Origin of the sequence: Bradyrhizobium sp. NAS96.2, assembly GCF_001908235.1 — a bacterium.
Taxonomy (GTDB): domain Bacteria; phylum Pseudomonadota; class Alphaproteobacteria; order Rhizobiales; family Xanthobacteraceae; genus Bradyrhizobium.
On sequence record NZ_LGHK01000146.1, the window covers coordinates 1 to 22,632 of the forward strand.

General features: G+C 65.7%; 13 protein-coding genes. 2 read left to right on the forward strand and 11 right to left on the reverse strand.

Annotated elements, in window-relative coordinates:
- Window positions 1–151: 151 nt before the first annotated feature.
- Genes AC628_RS28210 through AC628_RS28255 form a run of 10 tightly spaced genes read right to left on the reverse strand, consistent with a single transcriptional unit; the run spans window position 152 to window position 8,382 of the window.
- On the reverse strand, window positions 152–796 hold the full coding sequence (locus AC628_RS28210; RefSeq protein WP_245321355.1) for a hypothetical protein: 645 nt from the start codon (window positions 794–796) through the stop codon (window positions 152–154).
- Window positions 796–1,359: a type II secretion system protein GspM gene (gspM, locus tag AC628_RS28215; RefSeq protein WP_074130052.1), complete on the reverse strand. Its 564-nt coding sequence runs from the start codon at window positions 1,357–1,359 to the stop codon at window positions 796–798. The genes AC628_RS28210 and gspM overlap by 1 nt, the downstream gene beginning before the upstream one ends.
- Window positions 1,356–2,429, reverse strand: a complete 1,074-nt coding sequence (locus tag AC628_RS28220; RefSeq protein WP_074130053.1) for a PilN domain-containing protein — start codon at window positions 2,427–2,429, stop codon at window positions 1,356–1,358. The genes gspM and AC628_RS28220 overlap by 4 nt, the downstream gene beginning before the upstream one ends.
- On the reverse strand, window positions 2,429–3,388 hold the full coding sequence (locus tag AC628_RS28225; protein WP_074130054.1) for a type II secretion system minor pseudopilin: 960 nt from the start codon (window positions 3,386–3,388) through the stop codon (window positions 2,429–2,431). The genes AC628_RS28220 and AC628_RS28225 overlap by 1 nt, the downstream gene beginning before the upstream one ends.
- Window positions 3,388–4,083, reverse strand: a complete 696-nt coding sequence (locus tag AC628_RS28230) for a PulJ/GspJ family protein (RefSeq protein WP_245321362.1) — start codon at window positions 4,081–4,083, stop codon at window positions 3,388–3,390. The genes AC628_RS28225 and AC628_RS28230 overlap by 1 nt, the downstream gene beginning before the upstream one ends.
- Complete coding sequence (locus AC628_RS28235) at window positions 4,080–4,511, reverse strand: prepilin-type N-terminal cleavage/methylation domain-containing protein (protein WP_245321364.1); 432 nt, start codon at window positions 4,509–4,511, stop codon at window positions 4,080–4,082. The genes AC628_RS28230 and AC628_RS28235 overlap by 4 nt, the downstream gene beginning before the upstream one ends.
- Window positions 4,477–4,941 (reverse strand): type II secretion system protein, encoded by a 465-nt coding sequence (locus tag AC628_RS28240; protein ID WP_074130055.1) that lies wholly within the window; start codon window positions 4,939–4,941, stop codon window positions 4,477–4,479. Before AC628_RS28240 ends, AC628_RS28235 begins: the two co-directional genes overlap by 35 nt.
- Window positions 4,942–4,956: 15 nt before the next feature.
- Window positions 4,957–5,436, reverse strand: a complete 480-nt coding sequence (gspG, locus tag AC628_RS28245) for a type II secretion system major pseudopilin GspG (RefSeq protein ID WP_074130056.1) — start codon at window positions 5,434–5,436, stop codon at window positions 4,957–4,959.
- Between the two features lie 53 nt (window positions 5,437–5,489).
- Window positions 5,490–6,701 (reverse strand): type II secretion system F family protein, encoded by a 1,212-nt coding sequence (locus AC628_RS28250; protein ID WP_050422758.1) that lies wholly within the window; start codon window positions 6,699–6,701, stop codon window positions 5,490–5,492.
- Window positions 6,702–6,705: 4 nt separating this feature from the next.
- Window positions 6,706–8,382 carry a GspE/PulE family protein gene (locus tag AC628_RS28255; protein ID WP_074130057.1) on the reverse strand — a complete coding sequence of 559 codons (1,677 nt, stop codon included), beginning with the start codon at window positions 8,380–8,382 and terminating at the stop codon, window positions 6,706–6,708.
- Window positions 8,383–8,717: 335 nt separating this feature from the next.
- Here AC628_RS28255 and gspD point away from each other — a divergent pair, with 335 nt between their 5' ends.
- Together gspD and AC628_RS28265 are read left to right on the forward strand one after the other, a co-directional pair.
- Complete coding sequence (gene gspD / locus AC628_RS28260; protein WP_168193469.1) at window positions 8,718–11,093, forward strand: type II secretion system secretin GspD; 2,376 nt, start codon at window positions 8,718–8,720, stop codon at window positions 11,091–11,093.
- Window positions 11,094–11,169: 76 nt separating this feature from the next.
- On the forward strand, window positions 11,170–11,643 hold the full coding sequence (locus AC628_RS28265; RefSeq protein WP_074130069.1) for a tetratricopeptide repeat protein: 474 nt from the start codon (window positions 11,170–11,172) through the stop codon (window positions 11,641–11,643).
- 105 nt (window positions 11,644–11,748) lie between these two features.
- Here AC628_RS28265 and AC628_RS28270 read toward each other — a convergent pair whose 3' ends face one another.
- Entirely contained in the window at window positions 11,749–22,401 is a 10,653-nt protein-coding gene (locus AC628_RS28270; protein ID WP_074130058.1) for a filamentous hemagglutinin family protein, read from the reverse strand.
- Between the last annotated feature and the right edge of the window lie 231 nt (window positions 22,402–22,632).

Genomic DNA, 22,632 nt, shown 5'->3' on the forward strand with positions numbered 1-22,632 from the left:
CACTTCAGAACTGGCTTGCGCTGAACTAGAGCATGATCCGGAAAAGTGTGAAGCGGTTTTCCGAAAAGATCATGCGAAAACAAGAATCTAAAGCGCGATGACGATTCAAGCTCATCTCATCGCGCTTTAGTAGCTGCTGCGGGACGTACCCTTACATCTGACGTCGCAGGGCCAACGGCTTCCGCTCGGTGCTGACCGGAACGAGGCGGGCCTCGCCGCTCTCATCACCGCCTGGCTGGGGCAATGTGAGCACCGCCTCGTGCTCGTCCTTCTCCATCGTGGCTTCGCGCGCCTTGATGGTTCGCAGCTTCCAGCCCTGGAAATCGTCGCCGATCTTCAGCCGCAGTGCAGTCTTGTTCGATTGATCGAGAAATATCCCGAAGCTTTCGTCATCTCCGGAGATCGTGCCGACCAGCGACAGCGGCGGCGGCTCGGTCGCGACCTTGCGCGGCGGTGGCGGCGGCGGCTTGCTGACCTCCGGTTCGGCAACCGCGACAGGCGGAGGCCGCCGCGACGGCGAGAACACCGGGCGGTCGCGGGTGTTGGACAGCGTGGTGAGCGGGATGCCCCACAATGGATTGGCGCTGAGCGGACGCGGCGTCGGCGCCGGCGCAGGGGCCACGCGGACCGACGTCACCGGCTCTGAGGACGGCGGCGAAATCAGCACCGGTCCACCCAGACGGGTTTCGTCGAGCAACCCGGCATCCAGCGCATCGCCGGACCGGTCAGGCACGGCGGCCGATGCGGCTTGAGCCGACATCGCCAACAGCAGGATGGTCGCAGCGAAGCGTCGCATCATTTGGCTCCTCGCCATTGTCCGGAGACACCAAGCAGCACGCGCAGTCTGCCGGGATCGCCGCCCTTGGCGGCTTCGTCCGCGACCGGTTGCACCACCAGTTGATCGATGAACAGGAACGGCATGCCGGCTTCGAGATCGTAGAGCACCTGCTGCAACTGCGCCTGCTCGATCTCGCTGCTTGCCACCATGCTGATGAAGCCGGCCTTGGCCGGCGCGTTGGGTACATCGAGCTGCGTCGACAGCACATTGCCGCCCGCCTTGATCACCGCGCCCGACACCCGCTGCAGCAGGGTGGCGCCGGCGACCGTGACGGTCGCCCCTTCGAGATAGGCGGAGCCGGTCGGCATGGCCGCCTCTCCGGGCGCGGTCTTCGCCTTCGATCGTCCCTCCAGTTGCTCCAGCATTCCGGCCGACGCCGCGACATCGCTGTGCAGGCCGATGACGTCCGAGAGCGACGAGATGACGACAAAGAGCAGCAGCACGAAGAGGCCGAGATAGCTCGCAGTCGCGACCAGTGGCGAGGTGCTGACCGCGGTCAGCGATCGGGATGTTGCGCTCATGAGCCGGACCCAAAATAAGCAGAGATATTGGCTTCGACGTGGAACCGCTCCGCCGATTCATTCGCCGCGCGGGTCGTCGGCGCGAAGAACGTCGCGCGGGTGAATTGCGGCGACTGCTCCAGCAGCCGGATCAGGGACGGCGCATCCTGGGTCAGCCCCACCACCTGCACCTTGTTGCCCTCGATACGCAGCTCCGTCACATAGGTCGTGTCAGGCAGCACGCGCGAGATCGCTTCCAGAACCATGACGCTCGACGGCGTGGTCTGCTTGCGCTTGGCTAAGAGGCCAAGGCCGGACGTATCGCCATTGGCATCGAGACGCAGCGCGGCACGGCGCTGCGAAATTCGGTGTTGCAGGTCCTCCTGCTCGGATTGCAGCCATCCGCCGACATAGATGTTGAGCAGCAGACAGACCGCGGCGGCCGCCGCCGTCGAGATCAGGCCGATGCGCAGCAGCCGCGGAACCGCAGGCCCGGCAAGGCCGCGCAGCGATCGGTCGAGCAGCGTCACCTGCTGCAGGGCACCGTCGCTGCCGACCGCCGGCGCCGAGACCGCAATGGAGGCGGCGCCGAGCTGCCTTGCCATCCGGATCAAGGGATCGACCTTGGCTGCCGCGGTGGCGCTGAACGCGACTTCGATGCGGTCATTGGAGATCGGCTGCGGGGAGCCCCAGCCGAAGACTGCATCGGCGGCGGTCCATGGCGTCAGCCGGTCGACCTGCGCACGGATCATCCCGTCAAGGAAGTCGGCCGCCTGGCTCGGGAAATCGAGCACGCGGCTGACGACGTGATCCGATCGCAAACGCACCTCGATGCGGCTGCCATCGAGGGCCGTCTTCCAGTCCGCCGGCAGCGGAGGCTGCGGCGCGTCGTGATCGAGCCGGAATGACGCCGGCGTCAGGGGCGAGCCATCCTTTGACACCGCGAGACGGGCGGTGAACGTGCCGTCGCCATTCTCGTCGAACTCGACGCTGCGCCGACGCATGAACCTGCCCGCGACGCCGTCAACGGCAGTCGCGACCGCGCCGATCCATTGCTCGAACCATTGCCGTGCTTCGGCAAGCATTGCCATCACCCTCTCCCGCGCAACAGAACCGGGCTTCTCGGTTCAAGGTCGTTCTGCCAGGACAACACACGATAAGGCTCGACCTTGTCGCCGAGCGCGATCACCGCTTCAGACGTGGTGCGGTGACCATTGCGGAATCGGATCGAGATCGCGATCCGGTAACAGGGGCTCTGCGCGGTCGAAGCCGCACTTTGCGGGTTCGGGGCCTGCGATGCAGCGGCGAGGCCGTTCGGCGCGGCAGCATTCGAACCGGGAGCATTCGAGCCGAGGACATTCGATCCAAGAGTACTCGCCCCGAAACTGCCCTGTTGCTTGCCCGATGCCTTATCCACCGCCAGCGCGACTTCCGGCGCGGCGATTTTCGGATCGACATCCGGACTGCCGTTGAACACCGTCACGAATGGCAACACGCGATCGACGAACGCTTCGGGGATGCCGGCGACCAACGCCAGCTCGTTGACGTGGGTGAACAGCCCCTGTCGCGGCGAATAGCCCAGCGCGTTGTAGCGCGCGGCTTCCACGTTCTCGCTGCCCGGCGTCGGCCGGGTCCGCCAGCCGACGATCCGGTCGGCATATTCGCTGGCTGAGTCCTTCTGCGCGCCGAGCACGACGAAGAGGCCGATCAGCATCTCCTTCGATGCGTAGTTCAGGTCAAGACGGCCGGCCTCCGACGTGAAGCTGACACTGACGCTGGCATCGTCCAGCCCGAACTGAAACGCCCCATATTGCGGCCGCGTCTTCTCATCCGTCAGCGTCAGCTGATAGGCGGTGAGCTCGACCCCGGCCGAGACCAGCGCCTCGGTCTGCAACGACACGTCGCTCGCCGCCAGCGCCCGCGCCGACGCGGCAAGATAGGCCGAGAAGATGATCGCCAGCGACGACAGCGCCAGCAGGATCCAGAGCACCGCAACGATGACGAAACCGCGGTTGGCCGGCGATCGGCCGCTGTTGCCGGGCGCGCCCATCACGTCTTCCCCTGATCGGTCGGAACGTTGGCGCCGCCCTTGTCGCCGCAATTGCCGTCCGGCTTGGTGCAGTCGCTCGGAATCTGGACATGGACCGGCGCGATGGTCGAAACCGACAAGACGCGCTGGCTCGCCGCGTCACGCACGGTCAACCGGATCATCGCCGGCAGCCGGTCGGCATCCTTCCACGCGCTCTTCCAGGCGCGGTCGGCACCGGCATAGGCGAAGGACAGCCGATAGGGCGCCCGCAGCAGCACCACGGGGCTGCCGAGATGCACCTGTTCCGACAGCGATACCCCGTCGGCCAGCGGCGTGAACCGCGCCTGCGAGCGGACCGTGACGAACTCGCCGCGGTCCCGGGTCTCGCCAAGGCGCACCACGTCGAGCCCCGGGCCCGCATTCGGCCCCACCGAGGTGCGCACGAATGTCACGGATAGTTCCGATCCGTCGAACAGCGGCTTGTGGGTATCGCGGCTGGCCGCAACGAACTCGGCCGCGGCGAGATCGGCGCCGATCCGTTCCAGCGCGATCCCGATCAATTCGCTGCGCTGGATCCGGTCGAGCCCCCTGTTCCAGCTCGGCAGCCATTCCCCCGTGATGCCGGCAAGTGCCGACAGCAACAGCCCCATCAGCGCCAGCGCGACGATCATCTCGATCAGCGTGAAGCCGCGCTCATCGGTTCGCTGTGCTGTCACTGCCCGGATCCTTCCGAAGACCTCGGCATCAGGCGCACCGTGCGAATGTCGGACAGCGCACCGCCTGGAGATTTGACGCGAATCCGTACCAGTTCCGGAGCCCAGGGCGCGCTGCCATCGGGGACTTTCCAGTCGCCGCCGAGCGGGCTGACCTCGATGGTCCAGCGGTAGCCCTCCGCCTGTCCCGTCGTCGCGCCCGACTGCAACTCGGCGCGCGGCGGAATGCCGACGGTCATCAATGTCCGCACCGCCTGCATCAGCGCCACGTGCTGCTCCATCGCCCGGACGCCGCGCGTCTTGACGCCCATGACGGCGCCGATCGCAACGATCGAGACAGCCACCAGCGCCAGCGCCACCAGCACTTCGATGATGGTGAACCCCGCATCAGCGCGGTCAATTGGCGGCGACGTCGCGAGCAACGATTTCAACCCTTCCAGTGAGCCAGTTGACGCGAACCTCATATCCAGCATCGAGCCGCGTCAGCGCGATGGAGCCGCCGCAGGAACCGCCATTGGCGAAGAAGCGGATGGTCGACAGTGCCGCGCGGCGCTGACAGCTCTGCGGCAGCACGGCGTCGAACCGCACGTCATCGGGAATCCGCACCGTCATGCGCGACGCGCCGGAGTGGATCACCCGGCTCGGCGCATCGACCAGCGTCGCGACGCTGGTGCTGCGCTCGATGGCGGCGTTCCGATCGGCCTTCAGCAGCGTCGCGGTCTGCAGCGCATAGGCCTGCAGGCGCGACCGCGAGGTCTGGTGCGGAATGAACGGAAGCAGCACGGCCGCCAGCAGCGCGATGATGGCGAGCACGCACACCATCTCGAGCAGGGTGAAACCGCGCTGCGCCGCCTCATTCATGCGAGCCATGCATCCCTACTGGTCGTTGTTGGCGGCTGTCGTCTTCTCGAGCGAGATGTCGGCCGAGGTGCCGCTGCCGCCCTCCTGGCCGTCAGAACCGTAGGAGACGATGTCATAAGGGCCGTGCTCGCCGGGCGAGCGATAGATGTAGGCGTGATTCCAGGGATCGTTCGGGACGTTGCCGCCCTTCAGATACGGGCCGTTCCAGGCCGCGACCCCGGGCGTGCGCCGGACCAGCGCGGCGAGCCCCTCCGCCGTGGACGGAAAGCGCCCGGCGTCGAGATAGAACAGATCGAGCGCGCTGGAGAAGCTCTGCAGCTGAATGCGCGCGGTCTTGACCTTGGACTCGCTGAGATAGTTGAGCACGCGCGGCCCGATCAGCCCCATGATGAGGCCGATGATCGCAATCACCACCAGCATCTCGACCAGGGTGAAGCCCGCCTCGCCCGAACGCCGTGGCTGTTGCGATTGGGCGCGATCGCGTCCCGCTCGCATGGAAAGTATTTCGATGATGCTGTTGCGCGATATCATGACCGACGACCTCTGCTTTAACCGACTAGCTGTGTGACCGAGAGCAGCGCCGTCATGACCGAGACGATCAGCCCGCCGACGACGGTGCTGATCGTGATGATCGCCAGCGGACCGACGATGCCGACGACGCGGTCCAGGCTGCGCTGCAATTTAGCTTCGTAGAATTCCGCGACCCGCCCGGCCAGCACCGGCAGTTGCCCGGTCTCTTCGCCGAGCCGCAGCATGCGGACCGCCATCGGCGGCAGGCTGTCCGCCACCGCGAGTGCTTCGGATAATTTGCCGCCATGACGGACGCGGTCCGCGGCGGCGGTCCAGTTCGCCTCGCTCCCGGTCACCGCCATGATGTCGACGAGGATGCGCAGCGCGGCCGTGAGGTTGACGCCGCTGCCGAGCAGGACGCCGAGATTGCGGCAGAACAGGCTGGCGCGATAGAACTGGAAGGCGCTGCTGATGCCCGGCACCCGCGAAATGCCATTGACCAGGGCGGCGCGCACCCGCGCCTGCCGTAGCAGCCACCATGCGAGCGCAATCGTCGCCGCGCTGATCAGGCTTGCCGCCGTGGCGTTGGCGCGCAGGAAATCCGACAGCGCGATGAAGCTGGCGAGCGCGGTATCCGACTTGCCGCCGAAGTCGCCGAGCACGGTCGAGAACTGCGGCAGCACGAACAGCAGGAAGAACAGCATCACGCCGGATGCCGCAACCAGCACGAAGGCCGGATACTGCATGGCGTCGGTCAGCTTGCGCCGCATCTGCTCGGACCGCGCGCGCTCGGTGCCCAGCATCTCCAGCACGGAATCGAGCGTGCCGGAGATTTCGCCGACCCGCACCAGGGCGATGTACATCGGCTGGAACAAGGTCGGATGATCCGCCACCGCATCGGCGAAGCTCTCGCCGGTGAGCAGGGCTGCGCGGATCTTGGCCACCACCGGGCGCATCCGGCCGACATCGGCATCGCCGGACAGCAGCTCCAGCGCATCGTCGAGACGCGCGCCGGCCTTGAGCAGCAACGCGAGGTCGCGCGTGAAGGTGGTGACCTCGGCGGCACTCGGCCCGCCGAACAGGCTGCGGCCGCCGGCGGCGCTCGATGCGCGCTTGTCCTCGGTGGTCTCGATCGGCAGCAGCTTGAGATATTCGATGCGCCGCGCGACCTCGGCCGCCGTCGGCGCCGAGATCGTGCCGTTCACGATCTCGCCTGCCTGGGTCAAAGCGCGGTAGCGATAATTCGGCACGGCGTCACCGCACCGTTGCAACGCGGAGGATCTCGGCGGGCGAGGTCAATCCGGCGCGGCATTTGGCGACCCCGTCATCGAGCATCGTGGTCATGCCCGCCCGGATCGCCATCGTATCGATCTTCAGCCCGTCGGTTCGCTCTCCGATCAGTTCACGCAGTTCGTTGGACAGTTCGAGTAGCTCGAACACGCCGAGGCGGCCGCGATAACCAGTGCCGCCGCAGCGCTCGCAACCGCATGGCTCCTGGACGATCTCCTCGGCCTTAAAGCCGAGCGCGGCGAGCCGGGGATCCTCGGTAAAATCGGCCGATGCCAGCGGCCGCGCCGTCTTGCAGCGCTCGCACAATTGCCGGACCAGCCGCTGCGCGATCACGCCGCGCAACACCGAACGCAGCAGATAGCCTTCGACCCCGAGGTCGAGCAGGCGCGGCACCGCCGCCGCAGCGGTCTCGGTGTGCAGCGTCGTCAACACCAGATGCCCGGTCAACGCGGCATGCACCGCGACATGCGCGGTCTCGGAATCTCGGATTTCACCGACCATGATCACATCAGGGTCCTGGCGAACGAAGGACCGCAGCGCGGTGGCGAAGGTCAGGCCGATCGCCGGCTTGATCTGGGACTGGTTGACGCCGGGAATCTCGTATTCGACCGGGTCCTCGATGGTCAGGATCTTGCGGCTGGGCTCGTTGAGGATCGACAGGATCGTCGCCAGCGTCGTGGTCTTGCCGCTGCCGGTCGGCCCGGTGATCACGACCATGCCATGCGGCAGCTTCAAGAGCCGCCGCAGCTTGCCTTCGTCGGGCGCGGAGAAGCCGAGCTTTTCGACCACCAGCAGGCCGCGATCCTTGGGCAGGATGCGGATGACACAGGACTCGCCATGCTGCGTCGGCATGATCGCGACGCGGATATCGATGTCGGTACGCCCGGCCCGCAGCCGCGCCGCGCCATCCTGCGGCAGGCGCCGCTCGGCGATGTTGAGATTGGCGATGATCTTGATACGGGAGACCACCGCCTGCGGCAGCACGCCCGACAGCGCCGCAACCGGCCGCAGCAGGCCATCGATACGCAGCCGGACCATAAGGCCGGCCGAGAACGGCTCGATATGGATGTCGCTGGCGCGAAGCTCGACCGCCTTCTCGATCAGATCGTTGACCGCGCGCACCACCGGGGCGCCGCTGGCAAGGTCACGCAGGCTCTCGATGTCGTCTTCCCGGGGCAGCGACGCCGTCGTATCGGCGGCCTCGACCTCCTCGGCGCTGGAGGAGTTGTTCAGCGCGATGGCGACGTCCTCCGAGGAGGCCACCCTCACATTGATGCCGGCGCCGAGCACGATCTGCGCCGCCCGCAGCGTCGCCTGGTCGGTCGGGTCGACCACCGCGAGAGTAATGGTCCCATCGGCCGCCCGGCACGGATAGACCATGGTCTCGCGCAGGAAGCGCGGCGAGAACGAGCCGACCAGCGGTTCGGCCGAGGTCATGTCCTGGAGCGTCAGACGGCCAAGCGCGAAGAAGCGCGCGGCCTCGTCGGCGAATTCGGTCGGCGAGAGACTGGTAACCTCCCACAGCTTCAACTGCCTGACATCGGCGCCCGGCCCGGTCCGGTCAGCCGCCCCGTCGATCGGCGTCAGGTGATTGTTCTGACGGAGATAATCCACGAACCGAACGGACAGGTCGTTGGCCATTCCTTATATCCCGCCACACTATCCTGGATCAGCTCGCGCCAAGGTCCGCTACGTGCCGTCGCATTCGGCTCCCGGCGGTTCTGCGGTTATCGATCCGAAGTGTGACAGCTGTGCGAAGTCACATCGTTCGCCTCGCTCAAGAAGCCTTGACGTGGCTTCGCGGACACGACGGGGCGTCGGCTGCACAGATTTTGGTGCGATGCGATGGGCAAGCCGCGAACGACAATCATGTAACCAATTTATTTCTGTCATGTTCGATCGCTAAGAGTCCTCCCGGGGTAGGACCGATCGTCGCAAGCAATCGAAATTTCAGTTAGTCAGAGCGAAGGGCCTTCATGCAACGCGTAGGCACAGTGGGCCGCTGCCCGACGATCCGTGGCGGCCTCGCAGCCATTTTTGCTTTGACGTCATTGGGGTTGCTGGCGTCCTGCAATTCCGCGACGGTCGGCGAGAGCGTCGACGCGTCCCAGCTCGACGTCACCGACAAGGTGCGCTCCCTGGATCTGGCGCAGCGCCAGCCGCAACCGGTCAGCGCGCTGGCGGCCACGGGCAGCAGTCAGAGCGGCAGCGTCCGCGCGGCGATGTATGACGGAAGCGAAGTGACTGGCATCGCGGATGCGCGGCCGCAGCCGGCCTCGAACGGCAATGGCTTCGACCTGAATTTCGAGAGCACGCCGGTGGCGACGGTCGCCAAGGTCGTGCTCGGGGATATCCTGCATGTCGGCTACACCATCGACCCGCGGGTGCAGGGCACGGTGAGCCTGGTGTCGGTCCGCCCGGTGCCGAAATCCGACATGGTCTTCGTGCTTGAAAACGCGCTCCGCCTGAGCGGCGTGGTGCTGCTCAAGGATACGGCCGGCTATCGCCTGACGCCGCTCGGCGACGCCGTCGGCGGCGGCCGTGTCGATGCCGCGGCAGCCAATCCCGAGGCCGGATTCGGCATCTCGGTGGTCCCCCTGCAATATGTGTCGGCCCAGACCCTGCTGAAGCTGACCGACAGCTTCGCCACCCGGGCCGGCTCGGTCCGTGCCGACACGACGCGCAATCTGCTTCTGATCCAGGGCACTGGCGCCGAGCGCCGCACCGCCGTCGACACCGTGCTCAGCTTCGACGTCGACTGGATGCGCGGCCAGTCCGTCGGCATCTTCCCGATCTCGAGCGGGTCGCCTGCGCCCGTCATTGCCGAACTGGAGAAGATCGTCGATTCCGGCGAGAACGGTCTCAGCCAGAACGTCATCAAGTTCATGCCGATCCAGCGCCTCAACGCGGTGCTGGTGGTGACCAAGAAGCCGGAGATGCTGCACACGGCTGCGACCTGGATCAAGCGTCTCGACCGCAACGACACCGCGCGCACCTCGGTCCACGTCTACCGCGTCAAATACGGCGATGCGCGCCAGATCGCGCGGGTGTTGACCGACATGTTCCTCGGCGGCTCGTCCGGCAATTTGCTCGACAGCGCCGACAGCCAGCTCGCGCCCGGCTCCGGCACCTCGTCGACCTCAAGCGTCGCCGACCGTCTGTCGCTCAACAACAACAACGGCGCGAATTCGGGCATGAACGGCTTCGCCTCCCGCGGCACGTCGGGGACGGGCCAAGGCCTCGGCCAGGGATTTGGCGCCGGCGGGCAAGCGAACAATCCCAACAATCAAGGCCAGGGCAACAATGCCGCGCTGGATGCCGGACGCGGCGCGTCGGGTTCCGGCAACGGCCAGCCCGTCATGCAGGACGTGCGGATCACGCCCGATGTCGTGAACAACAATCTCCTGATCTATGCCGACCAGGCCAACTATCGCATCATCGAGGCGACGCTGGTGCAGATCGACGAGCCGCAGCTCCAGGTCGCGATCGACGCGACGATCGCCGAGGTCACGCTCAACAACACCCTGTCCTATGGCGTGCAGACCTATCTCACCAGCCGGAGCCTCGGCCTGAAGCCGAACATGGGCTCGTTCACAGGCACCCAGGCCACCACGGCGCCCCCGACCACCACGGACGCGACCACCGGCGTCGCCACCGTCGCCGGCTCGGTCACCAACGCCTTCATCAACCGGGCCTTCCCGGGCTTCAACTTCCTGGTCGGGTCCGAGACGCAGCCGAGCTTCATCCTGGATGCGCTGCATGCCGTCACCAGCGTCAAGGTGCTCTCCAATCCGTCGCTGGTCGTGATCAACAACCAGGTCGCGACCCTGCAGGTCGGCGACGTCGTCCCGGTATCGACCGGCAGCGCGACGGTGCTGACCACGAGCAACACGGTGGTCAACACCATCGACTATCGCAACACCGGCATCATCCTGAAGGTCTCGCCACGCGTCAGCGTCAACGGCACGGTGCGGCTCGATATCGAGCAGGAAATCAGCAACGTTCCGCAGAGCAGCACGGTGAACCTGACGCCGACCGTGTCGGAGCGGCGGGTCAAGAGCCAGATTTCGGTCGCCAACGGCCAGACCGTGCTGCTGGCGGGCCTGATCAGCGAACAGCAGAGCGGCGCCCGCAACGCGCTTCCGGTGCTTGACCAGATCCCCGGCCTCGGCGATGCCTTCGGGCATCAGAGCAACGGCACCCAGCGCACCGAGCTGATTATCTTCATCCGCCCGCAGATCATCCGCAACGGTTCCGACGCCCAGACCGTGGCCGAGGAGCTTCGTTCGAAATTGCGCGGCAGCATCGCCACGACAACGACCAATGCGCCGATCACCACCAGCTATCACTGAGCCGGGCATGAGCGCGCGCAGCCTTTTCACATCGCGCAAGTCGCTCTGCGCCTCGCTTGCTGTCGTGCTTTGGGCGATGACCGCATCCGTCGCGAGCGCCGACGGCATCGCGCGGGGCGCAGCCGCCTTCCATCGCGGCGACTATGTCAGGGCGGCTCAGGAGCTCGCGCCCGCCGCCGAGCGCGGCAACCCGAGAGCGCTCGGCTTGCTCGGCTTCATGTATGAGCACGGCTTCGGCGTCCCGCAGGCCTACGCCGCTGCCGCCGACCTCTATTATCGCGGCGCCGTTCAGGGAGACCCGTTCGCGCAAGCCCAGCTCGGCCTGATCTATGACAAGGGCCACGGCGTCCCGACCGATTTTGTGCTGGCCTACAAATGGCTCAATCTGGCGGCGGCCCGCGCTGGCGGGCGGCAGCGTGACGCCTATCTCAGATACCGCGATGCAGTCGCATCGAAACTCTCGACCTATGAGATCATAGCCGGCCAGCGGTTTGCATTGGAATGGGTCCCGGACCGGCCGGCGCCGGATGTGCACCTGACGGTCAAGTAGTCACCGATCGCGGGCCCGCGCTGCGCGCGAGCCGTTGCGCTGCTGCGACAGCGAGATTTGCATCGCGCTGTCGCTCTTCCCCGGCCGCGATCCCGCTCCCTGCCCTCACCTGCCCGACGGGCCCGTTGCGTCGCCGAGGCCGATGACCTGGAAGGCGCTGTTCTCGTTGTAGGTCTGTTTCTCGCGCCGCTTGCGCTTCTGCTCCGGCGTCTCCTCCGGCTGGGTCTCGTCATCGCCACCGCCGCCGCCGTAGCCCATGACTTCGACGATGATGATCGAGGGCTGGTCGTTGTTCTTTGGCGGTGGCGGCACCGCCTGCTGGCTGGCGGCGGTGGTGTTCGACGCGGCTGTCAGCGCGCCGACGGGCGGCCCCTGCACCGTCGGAATGCCGGTCGACGTGCCCTGCACCTGGATGTTGGCGGCGTTGACCACCTGCAGCGCCGCGAGGTTGACGTTGCCCGAGACGCGGATGCCGGCCTCGCCTGCATCGATGGTGCCGAGCGGCGCGATCAGGTCGATATTTCCGGGCGGCACTTCGGGAATCGGATTGAGCGTCGCGATGCCCGCGCCTGTCGATGGCACGCTCGGCGACAGCTTGACGCTGCCATAGGGGTCGTAAGTGCGCTTGGGCGGCGTGAAGATCGTCGTCGTCTTCGAGCCGCGGCCGGCATTGATGTCGCCGGTCGCCGACCACGCGATGATGTTGCCGCCGAACGTCGTCATGATGCGGCTCTGGCCAAGCAGCACGCTGCCGAGCGAATAGACGTCGATGTCGCCCTGCCCTTGGGTGATCAGGCCCGCGCCGGGCCCCGGCGTCACGCCCTCGACCCCGATGATCGTCTGTCCGCCGGGATTGAGGATCTGGATGTCGCCGCCGAACTGCGTCTGAATGCCTGCATCGGCCAGATACGTCGTGCCGTCGCTCTTCTTGGCGACGCCGCTGAACAGGGTGATGTTGCCCGAATACGGGACTGGATTGCCTGACGCATCCTGATCCGGGAACAGCGTGGCGATCGCCTGACGGCCACGCAGATAGCTGCCGTAACGGCTGCTGTCCCTGTTGTTGTACTCGCGGCCGCCTTCCCTCAACTCCGCATAGTAGACCTGGCGGACAAACACGCCCTGCTGCTCCATCGGCAGCGCCAGGAAGAAGCTGAGCGCATCTTCCTTCGTACCGGTGAAGACGTAGAGCTGGCCGTCATGCGAATAGTTCCGGCTCGGCGAGAAGCGATCGCGCAGCCAGTCGTACAATTCGTCGGCGTAGGTCTTTGCCACCTTGCCGCTGCCTGCGAGCGGCCGGCCGTCGCCGGGGAGCTGGTTCGCGGCATTGAAATACAGCCTGGCGAAATCGGCGTAGTCGGGGCCGCTGGCGCCGACACCGGCGATCGTGACGATGCCCGCACCGCCCGTGGTGTTGGATTGATTGACGATATCACCAACGCTGACCAGCGAGCCGTAGTAGCCCTGGTACAGGTTGCGGCCGGCCTGCAGCTGCAGCAGACCTGGGCCGGCGACGGTGACCGATTGATAGAAGATATCGCGGCCGGCCTGCATCAGGGAGATGTCGTTCGGCCCGTTGTTCAGGAATACGCTGGCCACGGGACCGGTGCCGACGATATCGCGTCCGGCGATCACCTCGAACGGCTTGGCGGCGATATACCAGGTGCTATGGGTGGGAGTGAAACCCGAGGAGAACGTTCGCGTCTTCGCCTGGGTCTGTCCAAGTGTAAGATCGGCGATGTCGACACCGGCGTAGACGAGGGCCGGTTGGCTGTCGCCGGCATGCAGATTGGAGATCGGCAGATCCTCGCCAAAGGCGATCGGACTTAGCGAATTGTCGCGGAAACCGGCGTTGGCCCAGGCGTTGTTGGTACCGCCGCCGCCGGTGCCTGTGCTGAATACCGGATTGAACGGTGTCGCCAGCGTGTACATGCCCGCGCCGGACATCGCCACCACCTGGCTGGTGCCGTAGATCGAACCGGCGGCCAGCAGTTCAAGCTGGCCGAGCGGCGATGGGATCAGCTCGATCGCCGCAGCACCCTCCGAGAACCGGATATCTCCATTGGCGGCTGCAGCAATCAGCGTTCCCGGGAAGAAGCCGGTGCCGTTGGCGGAGATGCCGTTCAACACCGCCGCGTCGCCGCCGGCCGCGTAGAGATTGATCGCGGTCGATGCCGTCCACAACGTGAAGTTCGACTGCCCGTGGCTCTTCAGCGTCGTGCTGCCGTCCGCATTCCGCACCGTGTAGGCGATGCCGTTCAGATCGACCTGTGCGGCCATGCCCGCATCACCCGCACCGCCCAGCACCAGGTCACCACGCGCGACGATGCTGACGCTGCCGTCACCCGGTATGAAGAGCGGACCGATGCTGAGCGAACGCTTGAAGACGTTTGGATCGGCCGCGCGCGGATCGTACGAAACCATCGAGGTGCCCCAGGTATTCTGAGCCAGCGCACCGACGGAACCGGCGCTGATGGTAATGTTGCCGCGCAGATTGGTGATTGATCCATAGTAGTCCGGCTGCGGTCCGAAAGGGGTGGTCGGGATCACCGGATTCAATCCGCCGCCGACCTTCACGACGAGATCGCCACCACCGGTCGACACCAGCCTGCCGTTTGGCAGAACACGGCCGGTCGAGGCGACCGCGAGATCGAGGCCGGTCGAACTGTTGCCGGTCACGCCGGCATTGCCGCCTGCGATCAGAGTGAGGTTGCCGCCGCCGAGCGTACCGATGCCCTGGAAGCCGATGAGTTGCTGGTTGTTGTTCCAGGCGCCGGTCTTCGCGAGCGCGCCGAAATTGATCCACCACGCCGCGGGATCGGCAGAGGAGCCCCCGCCTTGCAGCCGGAGCCAGTTGGAGGTGAGGTTGGAGTCGGCAAAGCGGACGTTGTTGTCCGCGATCTGGATATTGCCGGTGATATCCCGTTGCGCGGTGAGCAGGAGGTCGCCGCCATGCTCGGGATACCAGGCGTGGGAATTGCCGCTGCTTGTGACACCGACAAGATCGAAGGGATTACTGCCGTCGGCTGCCAGGATCGGCGCCGCCTGCGTGCCGGCCGTATAGACGCCATATGGCGTAGCCTCGCTGAAGCTGCCGCCGGCCATCAGGTCGAGATTTCCGGTGCCGGTACGCAGCACGCTGAAGAACGTGCCGTTACGCGACGGATTGTAGGTCGAATCGTTCAGGGTCAGGTTGCCGCTGCCGTTGAGCACCTGCGTCGTCTGCAACGCGCGCTGGTCGGCGGCAGCGAGATCTGCACCGGCGACGATGCGAATCGACGCGGAGAGCGAGCCTGGCGCGAGCAACTGGGCGCCCGCAGTTGTAGCTGCAGCCGCAGGAATTGCAGGGCTCGTCACCACCGCGACAGTCGGCATGTTGCCAGGCTCAAACGCGAACCCGTAGCTGTTGCTGGCACTCAGCATCGTACCGGCCGGGATCGTATCTCCGGGGTTGTAGGAGTTGTTGTTGGCGTCGACGAAGGGACCCCACCAGTTGTTGATCCACCAATTGTAGAAGGCGTCGTTCGGAACCGTCCAATTGTTCACGACGTAGACATCGCTCTGGTCGCCGAACCAGTAAGTGTAACCGTTGGACGAGCGTTGGCCGAACAACGCGCTGTTGGTGATATCGAAGATCGTGATGCTCGCCGGCATGCCCGGCGAGGCCCTGAACCCGTCGGAGATGCTTCCCTTGACCGTCAGATTGCCGCCGGCGCGGATCACCAGCGCCATCGGTTCACCCGCGCCGTATGTTGCCGAATTCGGATCACGATCCGCGCGCGCTCCGTAGCGATATTTGGCAAGGTCGATATCGCCTGATGTCGACAGGTCGCCACTCGATGTGATCTGGACGCCCGGCCGCAGGTGGTAGGTGCTGCCATAGGCAGACAGGCCCGCAACGCGCGTCGCCAATCCGGCATTGGCCACCGCGGCATTGATGAAGGCCGTGCTTGCGGTGTCGTAGCCGTCGAGCGTCGTCTGACTGATGGTGCTGCCGCCCGGCAGGTCATAGGTCCAGAATGCGTTGAGCGCGATGCTGTATGCGCCCCTGATGTTGAGCGGAGCCGCCGCGTTGATGGCGATATCGCCCGAGGTCTCGCCGGTGCGCTGCGCGTTCAGCACGACGTCGCCATAGGCAACGCCGTTCGGCGCCGAGAGATCCATGGTCGCGCCCGGCGACAGCGTGAGCACGCCGCCCGCCGCGGTCAATTCGATATGGCCGCGGTTCTTCGCCTCGATCGGCTGGCCGTAGCTGTCGACCTGCAGCACCGTGCTGTGAACGTCGAGCACGGCGGTCGGTGCAAGCGCAAGCCCGTTGCCGGCCGAGAGCCGGATGGTGCCCGGCACGGCGCCCGACGCATCGATGCGGCCGGCGACGAACAGGCTGCCATTGTCGACGGCAATCGCGACGTTGCTGGCCGTCACGCCGTCGCCGACGACCAGGTCGCCATTCCTGATATCGAAGCCGCGGGCATCGAAGAATCCGCCCTGGGTCAGCAGCGCATTGAGCGTGGCGAAATCCGCGCTGGACAGCCGGCCGGCCGTTACGCTGAAATCGCCGCTGGCGTAGCCATTTGTCGCGGCACCATTGAGCGCGCCGCCGAGCGCGACAGATCCGTTCGCCGCCGCGACGCTGATCGACCCGGCACCGGCGTTGGTCGCGGAAACATCGATCACGGAGCCGGCAAGCTGCGTCAGACCACCTTGCGCGCTGTTGAAGATCGCGGTGCCGCCGAAGCCATAGACGGTTGCCCGCTGGATCGTGGACGGCCGACCAGCCAGATCGATACGGCTTGTGGACCCGAGCACGATATCATCAGTCGCATTGACGACCAGTTTGCCGCTCGGCAGCAGGATCGTGCTGCCGATCCCGACGCTGCCGCCGGTCAGGTCGATCTCGGCGCCGGCCACGGTGGAGCTCGCCGTGCTTGCCGCAAGACCCGCAGGCGTAACCACATTCAGCGCGCCGCCCGCGGCATAGGCCATGATCGACTTCTGTGCGCCGGTGAGAAGCGGCGTCGTCAGCGTCAGGTTGCCGCCGGTGCCGCTCTGGCCGAATACGGCTGATGGATCCGAGCTCGGCGACTGATAGACGAACAGCTTGCTGTTGCCGGCCGAGACGATCCGGGCGTTGCCGGTGATGTTGACATTGCCGAAGCCGTAGATCACGCGGCTCGCAGTCGAGGTGTCGAGCGAAGCGAACCGGCCGAAATCGATCTCATCGGCGACGAGGTTGAGCGTGCCGGCCCCGGTGCCCGGCCCGCCCGCGGCGACGGCCGGCGGCGTCGCCCCGCCGATGCCGTTCCACGTAATCTTGCTGGCGGCGATCGTGGAGCTGTCACCGGCTGCACCATAGCCGTAGATCGCCGACGCGTTCAGCACCAGATTGACGCCGCTGCCGGTGGCGTCGAGGCCGGCGCCGCCGAACAGGTTGATCGAATTCGCCGCGGCAAGCGTGATGGTCTTCAACGCCGGCGCATAATGCAGGGGATCACCATGGACCAGCGTGTTGAACAGCGCCTGATCGAACAGCAAGCCCGCCGGTGCGCCGGTCGCGGCGATCGTCGCGGCGTCGCCAATGTTGATGGTGCCGACCGCGAGCGCGATGTTGGTCGATCCGAAATGGGCCGTCGGATCGATCGTCGAAGCGCCGTTGGTGGACAGCGCCAGCGTCCCTTCGGAGTAGAGCGACGCGCCGGTGCCGACGGTGATCGAGCCGCTGCCGACATTGGAGGGCAGGAAATTGATGTCGCCGTTGGACAGCGCCAGGACCGTGAGCTGGCTCGACGTATAGCTCATGCCGGTGGACGCGGAATCGAACGGGACTGCACCCTGTCCGATCGTGCTGAGCATCACGTTGTTGCCGACGTTGATATTGCCGCCGATGAAGAACATCTCGCCGGCGGAGAGCGAAACGCCGTCGCGGATGAACAGGTCATTTCCCGACAGGCTGTAGGGCTGATTGAGGAACAGCGTGCCGTTGGCGATCGTGACGGTTCCGTTGACCAGCAGGCGCGGCGCCTTGAGCGCATTGATGTCGGCGGCACCAACCGAGGTATGGGTGAAGCCTGGCGTCGGCGCATCGGCATAGATCTCGCCGACATTCATCAACGCCACCTGACCGGCGTTACCACCCTGTGCGCCTTGGAACAGCGCCGTTCCGTTGAACGTGAGCGCGGCTCCGACGGAGTTGGTGGTGTCCGGCATCTCGAACTGGATCTCGAGCGTCTTGCCATCGCTTGGCAGCAGCGGACGCACGCCGCCGAATTGCGTCACGTTGGCAAGCAGGAAGTCGCTGTAATTCTGCTCGTTGAATTGCGAATATTTGCGAACGGATGTGCCCGCGGTGATCAGCGCCATCACCGGCAGGCTGCCCTTGATCGCGGTGTTGGCGATGCCGGTGGTGACCGAAGCGGCGTAGGTGCCGTTGCCGATCGTGATCGGATTGCCGGCCAGAGTCGTGGTGCTGGCCCCGAGCTCGACGCGGTATGCGCCCGGCAGCAGCGCGTAGTTTGACGGCAGTAGCGTATATGTCCCCGCCGGCAGTCCCGGGACACCGGACGGAATGGTGACCTGCTGGCCAATCACGGGATCGCCGGCACCGTTTTCGGGCGCAATCGGCGCGTAGGATGAACCATAGCCGGGCAGGATGGCGTAGACCTTGTCGGTCGCCTTGCTGACAGGAGTGGCCGGGTTCGCGTTGACGAGCGGCGTGTTGATCACGTTGACCGAGCCGCCGCGTCCGGAGACGAAGCCCGCACCAGTGAGCGTGCCGCCCCCCGACAAATCCAGGATCGCGCCGTTCGCGACGCTGATCGACTGGCCATCCAGGATGATGCCCGTTTGCGGCCCGTTATTATTGAAGTTGGTCAGGCTGACCGCACGAATGGCACCGCCGTTATAGCTGTAGGTAACGCCGTCGATCGTGCCGCCATAGGGAATGGTCAGGCCTGCCATCGAGACGGAGGTTACGCTGCCGGGCAAAAGATCGACGTGTGGCGTAAAGACGGGCCAGCCCAGGCCGAAGGTCAGGAGCCCGAGCGGCGCACGGACGATGCCGCCCTGCTCGATCACCGGCGCCTGGAATGCGAGCTGGCCGAACACGGACAGCGGTGCATTCGGAACGGTGCCGGTGGTGCGTCCGATGGTCAGCGTGGTCGTCGGGTCGGGATTTCCACTGCCTGCGATGACGGTGGCCACGGCATTGGTCGCGGGATAGATCTGCGCGGCAAGCAGTTCCAGATTGCCGCCGGTCGACAGCTGGGTCGCGACCACCCCGGGCATCGACAGGAAGCGGATGTCGCCCTGGCTGACGAACTTGGTCGTCAGGAATCCCGGCGCATACATGTTGTTCGGCGATCTTGCCGAAAATCCAATGAGGCCCTGGATGTCGATCTGATTTGCGTCGGCCTCGAACGTGGCCGTGGTCGGCAACGCTGCGCCGGCGGGATTGCGGATGCTGCCGCTGATGATGCCGTCAGGGATATTCGCTGCCGGTTCGGTGAACAGGATATACGGCGCCGACAACTTCACGCTGCCAGCGGCGCTTGGCATCGAGGAGTCGACCGGCCCGGAAACCGGCGCACCCGAGGTGAACGCTGCCGCCGTCACCGTCAGGCTGCGGCCCAGCGCCAGCGAGACATTGCCCGAGAACTGCATGTAATCGCCGGACGTGAGCGTGAGGCTGTCGAACCCGCCGGCCTTGACCATGTCGGCGCTCACGGTCGCTTGGCCGAACGCCAGATGCGACGCCCCCGTCCCCGGAGTGATATCCGCCGGCAACGCGGAATCCGGACGCCCCTGCACCACGGTCATCACGCTTGGAACGACCACATTGGACGGCGGGAAGCCAGTGGGGAAGATGTTCCCCTTGAAGTTCGGCGTGGTGAGCGCAATCGAGAGGTTGCCGCCGGACGCACCGGCACCGCCGGAGAAGGCGTGGATATCGCCGTCGAGATAGAGACCGCTTTGCGATGCCAGCGTAACGAAGCCGCCATTCGTTGTGACCGTCTGAGGGCGGCTCGACGAAGCTGCGCCGCCCGCCGCGAGATCGATCGCAACCTGGGTACCGTCGGCATTGAGTTCGGCGCCGGGGCGCACGATCACGAAGGTACCGCCGCCGTCGATGGTGATGGAGCCGCCGTCGGACGCTCGCCCGAATAGACGTCCGGCCGTATCGGACGCCTGATAGGAAAGGCCCGAGACATCGAGCTTGGCGGCAGCATCGACCCAGATCGAAACGCCGCGGCCGTTGCCGTTCAGGTCGAAGTTGAGACCCGCCAGAACTTGCGCACCATACGCATCATTGACCAAAGTGATGCTGCCGCCATGCGCGGTGAGATTGCCGAACACGCTGATCTGACCGAAGGCATCGAGCTTGATACTCTGGCCCGGATCGACGCTGACCGAGGCGCCGTCGCCAACCACGATCGCGCCGCCGCTCGTGAGCGGGCCGGTGCCGGATCTGATGAGCGAGCGCAGCGTGAGGTTCGCGCCGCCGCGCTGGGTCAGGGCAGCCTTGACGGGATCCGCCGTGAACAGCGGTGGAGTCCACAGCGTCAACGCCGACGATGGGTCGCTGCCGGTCGCTGCGCCATAGCTGTTCGCCGTGAACCGATAGACCGGCATCGCGGCCGCAACCACGGTGTTGTTCGCCACCAAGACACCGAGCCCGCCATTGATGTCGTAACTGGAGAAGCCGGCGGTGAAGAACGAAGGATTGAGCGCCGATGCCGGCACGATCTGAGCGGTCTGCGGCAGCACCGCGCCGGCTGGAATGACGGCTCCGACCGGATAAGTCATCGGCGTGGATTGGATTGATCCTGCGGCGTAGGTGACCTGATAGGGCGTAATCGGAAGGCCGGCGGGGAAGACATTGGAAGGAATCACGATTCCCGCCGAAATGCGGCCCGAGCCGCTCCAGCCGGTGATGACCGTGCCGGCCGGGATCACATCGCCGGTGCCCCAATAATGGGTCTGGCCATTGCTGTCCCGGCTTTGGAGACCATCCATGCCCTGCGGCACTGCCCAATCCGCACCGGTCGGCACCGTCGGCACGGCTGATATCGTAACGTCAACCGGTATCGGCACGTCGTACAGCAGCGTGGTGAAGTTCAGCGTCAGCGCCGTCGGCAGCGGCTGGCCTGCAGGAATTGTGAGCGATTGCTTGAGCTTCACGGCAAGGGGCGCCGGCATGCCGGCAGGCAGGATGCCGCCCGCCAATTCGGCGTTGTCGCCGATCAGGACATTGCCGGGCGTCGAGATCGTCAGCGTACCGCCGCCCGTGACGCCCCAGGCGCGGATCGCACCGTCGAGAACGAGATTTCCATCACCCGGAGTTCCGGCATTCTGCTGGGCGTCACCCGCGATGATCGAGACGTTGCCGCCCTTGCCGCCCCGCGTCTTGCCGTTGACAAGAACGGCTCCGCCGGAGGACACGTCGATCACGCTGCCTGCCGCAAGCGAGACATTCTGCGTCGAATCGAAGGTGACGTTGCCGCCGTCGAGGAAGCCGAGGCCCGACATGCTAGTCGGATCGGTCTGCGCGTTGATCCACAGGCCGCGCGTATCGATGACGGCGCCGGACTCCAGCGTCAGCGAGGCTCCGCCGGTCGCGTTCGTCAACGCAAGCGTGCCGCTTGCGGTCGTGAGAATGTTGCTGACCGTGACGCTGCCGGAGCGCGCGGTGATGTCGGCTGCGATATCGACGGCCGGAGCGGTCAGCTTGACCTGTGCGCCCGGCGCAAATTGCAGCGGCGCGTTGACGGAGATCTTGTTCGCCGTGTTGATGTTGAGGCCGCCGAGGCCGAAGCCGTTGAGCGTCGGCGCATCGAAATAGGCGGTGTTGACGCGACCGATCGGCAGCGCGGAGGTCGCGTCGAGGCTGCCTGCGATCGACGCCACGCTGCCGAACGACACGTCGGTGTTGTAGGCGTTGGCAAGGCCGTAGCCGTTGTACTGCCCGAGCGCCAGCGTGCCGGCGAGCGGCGCGGTGTTCTGCGTCAGCTTGTAGCCGTCGGTGACAGCAGCGGGGCGCTTGGCGAGCTGCGCTTCGCCGTCGATTACGTTGGCAAGGATCGCACCCTCGAACACCGAGGTCGGGGTCGCGAGAATGAGGCTGCCTGCATCGCGCCCCACCGTGTAGCCGTTCTCCCAGCGGCTGCTGCCCTTGCCGAATGGGCTGAGATAGACCTCGACGACGCCCCAATGCGCGTGATTGACCACGAAGCCGTTCGCCACCGCGATATAGGTCAGGTTGGCCGGCGCATCGTCGGCATTGTAGATGCGGCCGTCATTGCCGAGCAGAAGCGTCTGCCGCACATAGCCGCTCTGATACTGCACCGCTCCGCCGGAGATGTTGAAGAGCGAGCCTCGCTGCGCCACCACTTCCGGCGCCGACAGCGTGATGGTGCCGCCGACCGCGGTCCATTCGCCGATCTTGTGGCCGGTGTTGTCCAGATAGCCCGAGACCTCAAGGAGTCCGCCCGCGGTGTAGTAGCGGTCCGTCGCATAGCGACCGGTGCCGGCGGGCACCAAAGTGAGATCACGGGCGTCGATCCACATGTTGCTGTTGAGCAGCGTGCCACTGTCGCGATTCTGCGGGCTGTCGCGCAGCTCGTTGCCCTGGACGTTGACCTTGATCGAATTGGCCGACACCGGCAGCGCAGTGCCGGTGGTGCCGGAGACGTCGATGACGGAGCCGCTCTCGGCGAACACGCGCTTGCCGGCGGACGCCGTCACCTGGCCGCCCTGCGCCATGGTCAGCGAGCCGTTTCTGAAATCGATCGTGCCGCCGGTGACGATCTCGATCCGCGACTGATCGGGACGATCGGACAGCTTCGAGAGATTGTCGAACTGGCCGATGGTCAGCTGATTGGGACCGGCCGATGCGATCAGCGCATCGCGCTGCGAATTGAACGCGGTCGCGTTCGGATCGATGCCGGAGATCAGCGCCGCGGCAGCATCGGTCTCCGGCAGGATCAGGCTGAT

Excerpts from the sequence above, each read along its gene's own strand:
- AC628_RS28225 (WP_074130054.1), bottom strand. The coding sequence starts at position 3,388 with ATGGGCGCGCCCGGCAACAGCGGCCGATCGCCGGCCAACCGCGGTTTC.
- AC628_RS28270 (WP_074130058.1), bottom strand. The coding sequence starts at position 22,401 with ATGGCGCAGGGCGGCCAGGTGACGGCGTCCGCCGGCAAGCGCGTGTTC.
- AC628_RS28220 (WP_074130053.1), bottom strand. The coding sequence starts at position 2,429 with ATGGCAATGCTTGCCGAAGCACGGCAATGGTTCGAGCAATGGATCGGC.
- AC628_RS28255 (WP_074130057.1), bottom strand. The coding sequence starts at position 8,382 with ATGGCCAACGACCTGTCCGTTCGGTTCGTGGATTATCTCCGTCAGAAC.
- AC628_RS28210 (WP_245321355.1), bottom strand. The coding sequence starts at position 796 with ATGCGACGCTTCGCTGCGACCATCCTGCTGTTGGCGATGTCGGCTCAA.
- AC628_RS28265 (WP_074130069.1), top strand. The coding sequence starts at position 11,170 with ATGACCGCATCCGTCGCGAGCGCCGACGGCATCGCGCGGGGCGCAGCC.
- gspD (WP_168193469.1), top strand. The coding sequence starts at position 8,718 with ATGCAACGCGTAGGCACAGTGGGCCGCTGCCCGACGATCCGTGGCGGC.
- AC628_RS28240 (WP_074130055.1), bottom strand. The coding sequence starts at position 4,941 with ATGAATGAGGCGGCGCAGCGCGGTTTCACCCTGCTCGAGATGGTGTGC.
- gspM (WP_074130052.1), bottom strand. The coding sequence starts at position 1,359 with ATGAGCGCAACATCCCGATCGCTGACCGCGGTCAGCACCTCGCCACTG.
- gspG (WP_074130056.1), bottom strand. The coding sequence starts at position 5,436 with ATGCGAGCGGGACGCGATCGCGCCCAATCGCAACAGCCACGGCGTTCG.